Annotated in this window: 4 protein-coding genes; 3 read left to right on the top strand and 1 reads right to left on the bottom strand. The window is 70.2% G+C overall.

From position 1 onward, the window contains the following. Window positions 1-86: 86 nt before the first annotated feature. On the bottom strand, window positions 87-2,891 hold the full coding sequence (locus ACFC1F_RS41260) for a TIM-barrel domain-containing protein (protein WP_376166695.1): 2,805 nt from the start codon (window positions 2,889-2,891) through the stop codon (window positions 87-89). Between the two features lie 508 nt (window positions 2,892-3,399). On the opposite strand from ACFC1F_RS41260, the gene ACFC1F_RS41265 reads away from it, so the two are divergent. The 3 genes from ACFC1F_RS41265 to ACFC1F_RS41275 all read left to right on the top strand — a co-directional run bounded on the left by ACFC1F_RS41265 (window position 3,400) and on the right by ACFC1F_RS41275 (window position 6,706). Next, on the top strand, window positions 3,400-4,668 hold the full coding sequence (locus ACFC1F_RS41265) for an extracellular solute-binding protein (RefSeq protein WP_376166697.1): 1,269 nt from the start codon (window positions 3,400-3,402) through the stop codon (window positions 4,666-4,668). Between the two features lie 206 nt (window positions 4,669-4,874). Then, on the top strand, window positions 4,875-5,807 hold the full coding sequence (locus ACFC1F_RS41270; protein ID WP_376166699.1) for a carbohydrate ABC transporter permease: 933 nt from the start codon (window positions 4,875-4,877) through the stop codon (window positions 5,805-5,807). Then, a complete protein-coding gene (locus tag ACFC1F_RS41275; protein WP_376166701.1) occupies window positions 5,807-6,706 on the top strand; it encodes a carbohydrate ABC transporter permease in 900 nt (299 codons plus the stop codon). The genes ACFC1F_RS41270 and ACFC1F_RS41275 overlap by 1 nt, the downstream gene beginning before the upstream one ends. Window positions 6,707-6,946 lie beyond the last annotated feature (240 nt).

Raw genomic sequence — 6,946 nt, forward strand, 5'->3', positions numbered from 1 at the left:
GCACCGCGCACACGCGCGGTGCGGGCCCCTCCGTTTTTCCCCCGACTTCTCCTCCCGGCTCCTGCTCGGCTCCTCTTCCTGCCCGGCTACGGCGAAGGCCGGCCGGTGGCGGTGATCTCCGCAGCGCTGGTCCACGGGCCCCGGTCGCCGGCCTCGCCGAGCGCCCGCAGGCGCAGGTACCGGCCCGGTCTGGCGGTGAAGCCGACCGTCTTGGCGCTCGCGGTGTCCGCGAAGGTGCCGGTGGCCACGGGGGTGCCCCAGGAGGCGGTGGAGTCCGAGACGTAGATCTCGTACCGGCCGATCCGGCCGTTGACGCCGCCGTCCTGCCGGGGCAGGTAGGTCATCGAGTCGACGTCGTACCGGGCGCCGAGGTCGATCTGGATCTCGTGCGGCAGCGGGGCCGCGCCGTTGCTCCAGCCGGTGTGCCAGATGGTGCCGCCGTTGCCGTCGAAGGCGTTGGCGGCGGAGCCGTTCTCGCCGGCGCTCTCCTGGCTGTCGGCGTACGCCGGCTTCCAGCCGGCCTGCGCGATCGGGCCGCTCGCCGCCACCGGGGTGCCGGTGGGCACGGTGATGCCGGCGGCGGTGACGGTGAACGCGCCGGCGGCACCGCCGGTCTTGATCCAGAGCACCCCCGCCCGGTCCGCCGGGTCGAAGTACCAGCCGGTGCTCGCGGCGTCGTACGCGGCCTTGCTGCCCAGTGCGGTGAGCGTGCCAGCGCCGACCTTGACGGACGTGGGCGCCCCGGCGGTGTGGACGGTGAACTCGTAGCCGCGCGAGGCGGGTTTGCCGCTGTAGCTGCCGGTGGCGGCGCCGACCGCGAGGGTGACGTCGCCGGTGCCGGAGGCCGGTGCGGTGACGTCGACCTGTTGGCGGGCGAAGGCCCCGGACTGGTAGGCGCGGGTGGTGCCGTCGTCCTCGTAGAGGTTGAACGAGGAGTTTCCGCGCGGGTAGACGTCGTAGGTGAGCGTGGAGACGGGCTTCTCGCCGGTGTAGTTCATCTGCGGCCACATCGGCACGACGCCGCCCGCCTTGACGAACAGCGGGAGGGTGTCGAGCGGCGCGGAGTATCCGTTGAGCCAGCCCGGGCCGTTGTAGACCTTTCCGGTCCAGTAGTCGGTCCAGCTGCCGGCGGGCAGGTAGATGCCGTCCCTGGTCGAGGTGTCGGAGACGACCGGGGCGACCAGGAAGGAGTCCCCGGCCATGAACTGACCGCTCGTCAGGTTCCCGCGCGCGACCGGGTCGTCCGGGTACTCCAGCACCATCGCGCGGGTGGAGGGCACGCCGGTGTCGTTGGCGACCTTGCTCATCGTGTAGAGGTACGGCATCAGCCGCATCTTCAGCTGGAGGTACTTGCGGTTGATCGACGCGTACGGTTCGGCGAACCGCCAGGGCTGCTTGTCCTCGTAGCCCGCCGACGGGTTGGCGGCGCCCCAGCCGGACATGGTCATGAACGCCGGGGTGAAGGCCTTCCACTGGAGGTCGCGGGCGTAGGTCTGCGGGCTGCCGCCGTAGATGCCGTCGACGTCGCCGGAGGCGTAGTTGAGGGCGGACAGGCCCGCGCCGGTGATCGCGGGGACGTGCCAGCGCATGGCGTCCCAGGTGCCGCTGGTGTCGCCGGTCCAGACGACGGCGTTGCGCTGGGTGCCGGCCCAGCCGTCGACCGTCCAGACGAAGCGCCGCGCGTCGGCGTTGTCCTCGATGCCGGCGACCGCCTGGTTGACGCCCGTGAACGCGCTCTTGTAGCCGCCGCCGATCCATGCCACGTCGGTCTTGACGGCACGCGAACCGGCCGTCCCGACCTCCCAGTTGATGTCGGCCAGTCCGGTGGAGGTCCACAGGCCGGTGTTGAAGCCCTTGGCCTTGAGGCCGGCGGCGGTGGCCGGCAGGTCGGTGTACCCGCAGCCGTAGCCGTCGTTCGGCAGGAACCAGCCGGACGGCATGTCGGCGGCCCTGGCGTCGGCGGCGTAGCCGAGCACGTCGGGCGTGGTCTGGTGGCGCAGCCGGTCGTGGTCGCCGGTGTAGGAGGGGTTGGACGCGTTGAAGCAGTCGGCGTTGCCGAGCTCGAGTCCCCAGACGGGCGCGAGGAAGGGCTTGCCCGTGACGTCGGTGTAGCCGTTCAGCACGTCCTTGAGCGAGTTGCCGGCGAAGTACCAGGCGTCGAAGCGGCTCTCGTCGTGGGTGAGCGCGGTCGGCGCGCCGAAGGCGTAGGAGCCGGGCGCCCAGGTGTTGCGCATGACTCCGTACCCGTTGGTGGACATGTAGAACGGCGCGGGGCTGGCGTTGCTGTTCTCGGTCCACCGGTTGGTGACGGAGATCGGGACCGTCTTGTCGCGCAGGGCCCACTCCCCGAGCCGCAGGCCGGTGCCGTAGAACTGCTCGTCGGCGCCGCGGGTGAGGTACTGGGTCGTCTGCGAGCCGGTCCAGCTGGTGGGCTTGGACTCCGCCCAGACCAGGGTGGTGTTGTCGGCCTTGTAGAGGGCGAAGGTGAGCGGCGACTTGTTGATCCGCAGGCTGATCGCCGGGGTGCCGATCCGGTAGTACGCGCCGGCGTCGGTCAGGGTGGCGCCGACGGTTCCGAAGCCGGTCCTGACGGCGAGGTCGGTCCCGGCCGGGTCGTTGCCGAACGTGCCGTCCGGGGAGAGCCAGATCCGGAAGATGTCGGCCCTGGCGACGGTGACCCGGGCTGCCGCCCTGCCCGAGGTGGTGACGGTGAAGGTGTCGCCGGAGCGGCTGACGCCGGTGACCTTGCCCGCGGTGGCGGCGCGCGCGGTGGCCGCGGGACCGAGCACGGCGAACAGCGAGGCGACGAGCAGCAGGGCCGCGAGCGCCGCGGCCGGTCTGGCGCCGGGGCTGCCGGGCCTCGGCAGGACGGGGGTGGGGACGGAACGCATCTGTGGGCCCTCCTTGGAGGAAGCGAGCATCCGCGTGCTTACTTGTGCTCGAACATGGCCAGAGTGGCGCTACTTTCAGCACCAGTCAACAGGTACAAGTCAAAATGTGACAGCGGCAGATGGTGCATTACGGACGCCCGGCCCGCGGCGGTGGCGCCACCGCAGCCCCGCCCAACCCGGGTGCGCCGAAAAAACGATGACAGAGCGTCATATCAGGGGCGGATCGCGGGCCGGAGCGGCCGGGCGGTCCCGGCTCGAAGCACAACGGTCCGATAACAGCACCTGGACCGGTCGGCCCGCCTCGTGAATACTTCGGCGACACAGCAGCTTTCGGATCTGCTCGAAATAAGCGATCTTCAAGCATCGATGAGCATCGAGCGCGCCGGGCAGCAGCCTCCCCGCGGGGCCGCTCCCACGACGACCGGTCCGAGGACTGCTTCCGGCTCTGAAATCCCAGCGGTGGACCCGGCCAGGGCGCGGGTCCGACGGTACGAAGGCGGTAACTGCGGTGAACGGACGTGTACTCGGTCTCCCGGTGGTGTGTGCGGTCACCGCGCTCGCCCTCACGGCGTGCGGCAGCAGTGGTGACGGCACCTCGGCGGACGGGAACGTGACCCTCAAGCTGGTCGCCGCCGACTACGGCGACAAGGAGTCCAACAGCTCGAAGGCCTACTGGAACGACGTCGCCTCCGCGTTCACCGCGGCCAACCCGGCCATCAAGGTCGACGTCCAGGTGGTGAACTGGAACGACATCGACAAGCAGGTCAAGACGATGATCCAGAGCGGCAACATTCCGGACGTCCTGCAGACCGGCGGCTACGCCGACAAGGTCGCCGACGACCTCCTCTACAAGGCCGAGGACGTGCTGTCGAGCGGCACCCGGGCCGACTTCATCGACTCCTTCGCCGAGGCCGGACAGGTCAGGGGCGTCCAGTACGGCATCCCGTTCGTCTCCTCCGCCCGCGCCTTCTTCTACAACAAGACGGTCTTCGCGCAGGCCGGGATCGCCGAGCCGCCGAAGACCTGGGCCGAGCTGCGCGCCGACGCCGAGCTGATCAAGGCCAAGGTGCCCGGCGTCACCCCGTACGCGCTGCCGCTCGGCCCCGAGGAGGCCCAGGGCGAGAGCATGATGTGGGAGCTCGGCAACGGCGGCGGCCCCACCGACAAGGCGGGCGGCTACACCCTCAACAGCCAGGCCAACATCGACACCTTCGGCTGGCTGAAGGCCAACCTCCTGGACCCCGGCCTGACGTACGCCAACCCCGCGACCACCGACCGCAAGACCGCCTTCGCCGACTTCGCCGCGGGCAAGGCCGGCATGGTCAACGGCCACCCCTCGCTGATCCAGATGTCGAAGGACGGGAAGGTCGACTACGGGGTCGCACCGATCCCCGGCAAGGCCGGCCCGCTCAAGTCCACCCTCGGCGTCGCGGACTGGACGATGGCGTTCAAGAAGAACGGCCACCGGGACCAGATCAAGAAGTTCCTCGACTTCGTGTACTCCAAGGAGAACACGCTGAAGTTCGACGAGACCTACAACCTGATGCCGGTCACCCAGGACACCCTGCGCGAGATGACCTCCAGCGGCAAGCACAAGGACCTCGAACCCTTCTTCGCCCTCCTGCCGCAGGCCTCCTTCTACCCGCTCGGCGACACCAGCTGGGACGCCGTCTCCGCCGAGATCAAGAAGAGCATCGGCACCGCCGTCACCGGCGACCCGGCCAAGGTCCTCGGCGACCTGCAGAAGAAGTCCCAGGACGCGGTGTCGAACAAGTAGCCGCGCCCGCCCCGGCGCCGACCCCCACCGGCGCCGGGGCACCGGCACGCCGCGCCGCGCACGCCGTCGTGCGCACTGCGCTTGCCGCATCCCGCTCCTGCTGCACTCCGCACCACGCCCGTGCACGCCGCCCCGTGCACCACGCACGACGCACCGCGCCCGATGCACACCGCACACCGCACGCACCCGCCCGGAAGGCACCACCCGTGTCCCTTGACTCCGCCGCCCCGAAGGCCGCCGGCCGGCCCGGCCGGGCATCACCGGCACGCTCCGGCCCCGGTCGGCTCGGACCGCTGCCCTGGATCGCCCCGGCCGTCCTGCTGATCCTGTCCGTGGTCCTGTGGCCCGTCTACGAGATGGTCCGCACCTCGTTCCTGCGGATCAGCACCAGCGGCTTCGTCCGCGGCTCCGCCGGACTCGACAAGTACCGCAAGCTCTTCGGCGAGGCCGACCTCGGCCACGTCCTGGTCCGCACGGTGATCTGGACGGTCGCCGTCGTCGGCCTCACGATGCTGCTGTCGCTGGCCCTCGCCCAGCTGTTCAACCAGCAGTTCCCCGGCCGCCGGCTCACCCGCTGGGCCCTGATCGCCCCCTGGGCCGCATCCGTCCTGATGACCGCCATCGGCTTCAAGTGGATGCTCAACCGGACCGCCGGCGTGCTCAACACCGCGATGACCGACCTCGGACTGATCGACGGCCCCCGGGACTGGCTCGGCAACCCCTCGACCGCCTGGCCCTGGATGATGTTCGTCGCCGTCTTCGTCTCCCTCCCGTTCACCACCTACACCCTGCTCGCCGGGCTGCAGACCGTCCCGGGCGAGGTGTACGAGGCGGCCAGGGTGGACGGCTCCGGCACCTGGCAGACCTACCTGAGGATCACCCTGCCGCTGCTGCGCCCGGCCTTCCTGGTCGGGGTCGTGATCAACCTGATCAACGTCTTCAACTCCTTCCCCGTCATCTGGGGCATGACCCAGGGCGGCCCGGACAGCGCCACGGCCACCACCACCGTGTTCATGTACCAGCTGAAGAACACCGACATCGGCGAGTCGGCGGCCATGTCCGTGGTCAACTTCGCCCTGGTCGTGCTGATGGTGCTGGTCTTCCTCAAGGTCAGCCGCTGGAACGAGGAGGAGAGCTGATGGCCCGGCAGACCCTGCTCGCCCCGCGTCCCACCCTCGGCGCCACGCGCCCCGCCCTTCCGGCCGGCCGCACCGGCGGGCGCCGGATCCGGCCGCGCACCCTGGTCGTCGCGGCCGTGGCGTGGCTGCTGGCGGCGCTCTTCCTGCTCCCCTACCTGGAGATGGCCGTCACCGCGCTGCGCCCGGCGGACGAGCTGCGCGACGCCACCTACCTGCCGACCCACTTCGCCTGGTCCAACTTCGTCGACGTCTGGCGGGACTCGACCCTCGGCGGGAACCTCCGGGTGACCCTGCTGGTCGCCGGCGGTTCCACCCTGCTCGCGCTGCTGGTCGCCCTGCCCGCCGCGTACTACACGGCCCGGATCAGGTACCGCGGCCGCAGGCTCTTCCTGCTGCTCGTCCTGGTCACCCAGATGTTCCAGCCGACCTCGTTGCTGGTCGGCCTCTACCGGGAGTTCTACCAGCTCGGCATGCTCAACTCGGTCTGGACGCTGATCCTCTGCAACGCCGCCTTCAACCTGGCCTTCGCGATCTGGATCCTCACCGCCTACATCGGCTCCATCCCGGTCGAACTGGAGGAGGCCGCCATGATCGACGGCCTCGGGCGGCTCGGGGCGCTGCGCCGCGTCACCGTCCCGCTGGCGATGCCAGGGATCGTCACCGCGGTGATCTTCACCTTCATCTCGGCCTGGAACGAGTTCGTGATGGGCCTGACCCTGTCGACCGTGCCCGACAGCCAGCCGCTGACCGTCGGCATCAACAGCTTCATCGGCAACTACACCGTCCAGTGGAACTACCTCTTCGCCGGCTCGGTCGTCGCCATCGTGCCGGTCGTCGTGCTGTTCGCCTTCATCGAGCGCCAGGTGGTCTCCGGTCTCACCGCCGGATCCGTCAAGTAGCCACCACCCACCCCTGCATCCGGTGCGGCTGCCGGTCGGGGCGCCCCGGCGCCCCGACCACGGACGACCGCGGCCACGGACGGCGATCCCGATCATGGACGAGCGACCACGGCCACGGACGGGCGACCCCGGCCACCGGCGGGCGGCCGCGCACTCGGGCGGGCGACCGCGAGGACTTGCAGGACAAGTACGGACACTCAAGGTGACACCCCGCTCGGTGAGACTGCCGAACTCGCAGTT

This window comes from Kitasatospora sp. NPDC056181, from assembly GCF_042266225.1.
Classification (GTDB): Bacteria; Actinomycetota; Actinomycetes; order Streptomycetales; family Streptomycetaceae; genus Kitasatospora.